Source organism: Mesorhizobium sp. P2_A8, from assembly GCF_056404935.1.
The window spans coordinates 1-1,674 of record NZ_JBFUDB010000029.1 but is presented as its reverse complement, the minus strand read 5'-3'; the positions used below and the strand labels follow the sequence as shown (position 1 = coordinate 1,674).

The following is a 1,674-nucleotide window of genomic DNA, read 5'->3' as shown; positions in this document are numbered from 1 at the left end:
ATGTTGCAACCAAGTTCGAATGTCGTGCTGCCAGCAAAGTAGAAATGTCGCAAAGGGGCAATTCGCGGGGCGGGGGCGCAGCAATTTAGAAACGCGACAGTGACGCGCTTCTTGGCGCCGACATGAGCGCCCGATCGGGCTTCAGCTGGTCGGGGTTGCGCAGCCCGATCGGGTGCGTTCCAGCTTGGCTCCCTGGCTTTAGCTTTGAAAGCCGCCTCACTCGGCAGCGGCCACCCTTGTCAGTGCCTGTTCTCGCCGCGCAATGACGGCAGGGTCGTTGACAAAATCTGTCCTGCGGCCTGGCTTCGACCCGCGCTTCTTGTAAGCGATCTGTTCGCTGTTGGTCTTGATCTTCGGCGGAGGCCGCGCCTCGTCCTGCTGAGCCTTGATCCAGGTCAGCACTTCGCCGAGCCGCTTGTTCTCGGTGACCGCCGTGTGCGTGACGCGCTGCGCCTTGTCGAAGACGGTGTAGGGCAAGGAACACGCCCTCCATCGAACGTCCAGCCGACCGTCGGCGAACTCGTAGATATCGACGTATTTGCCGACCAGCCCGCACGAAAGCTCGTTCTTCTCAAGCATGATTAGCCTGCGTTCATAGGAGAACGATAATTGCTGGCCGACATAACGCTGCTCCCGCTTGCACAGCACGTCAAGCAGCCGATCCGGCGCAACATTCAATGTGCGATGCAGATTGTCCGGTCGGGCAGGGACCTTGGCGAACCTCTCGTTGAAGTCAGCCATGAAAATCGGCAAGAACGCGTTGGCCGCCTCGATGTCTGATATACCGGCGAGGCGCAGTTCCTTCACGAGGCGGTCCTGCAGTGTCCGATTGACTCTTTCGACCCGACCTTTGGCCTGACTCGAATTGGCGCACAGGATCTCGATGTTGAGTTCCGACAAGGCGCGACCGAATTGCGTCATGCCCCGGCCGGCGCGGGCCTCGGCCTTCGCCACCCGAAACACCGTATGCTTGTCGGAATAGAACGCTACCGGGCAACCGTGTGCCTTCAGATAGAGCTCGAGCGCCTCGAAGTAGCTGAAGGTGCTCTCCGACTTTACAAAGCGAAGCTGCTGGAGCTTGCTCGTGGCGTCGTCGATGAAGACGAGCAGGGTGCATGGATCGCCCCGCTCCTCGAACCAACGGTGATCACTACCGTCGATCTGCACCAACTCGCCATAAGATTCCCGACGCAAACGAGGCTGATGGAACGTCCTGCGCTGCTTTCGCGACAGCCAGATTCCAGCCTCCGCCATCCATTTGCGCAACGTCTCTCGCGACACGACCAGGCCGTGGTTCGCCGCCAACTTCTCGGCCGCCAAGGTCGGCCCGAAGTCGAGATAGTGTTCCCGAACCAACTGAACCGCCAGTTCGCCGATGCCGGCGACATATCGATGGTTCGACGGTCGTCCTCGAGCCTTGTGCCGAAGTGCTACGGCGCCTTCGGCTCTGAACACCTTCAGCAGACGCTGGACCTGACGCGTCGTCATATCCAGCACATGCGCCGCCGAGACAACCGTCATGCGCCGCTCCAAAACCTTCGACAGCACCTCGATGCGTTGCAGCTCGCGCTCGCTCATTAAGATCAGTCCCAACCCGCCATCTCCCTCGCTCATGGACGAGCAGGGCGACATTCCTACTTTGCAGAATCAAGACATTTCTACTTTGCGGCAATA

General features: G+C 59.7%; 1 protein-coding gene. It reads right to left on the bottom strand.

The annotated features are described in order from the left end of the window. Positions 1 to 216: 216 nt before the first annotated feature. The gene (locus AC1D10_RS35540) at positions 217 to 1,593 is read right to left on the bottom strand and encodes an ISNCY family transposase (protein ID WP_477279978.1); all 1,377 of its coding nucleotides are present in this window, start codon (positions 1,591 to 1,593) and stop codon (positions 217 to 219) included. Positions 1,594 to 1,674 lie beyond the last annotated feature (81 nt).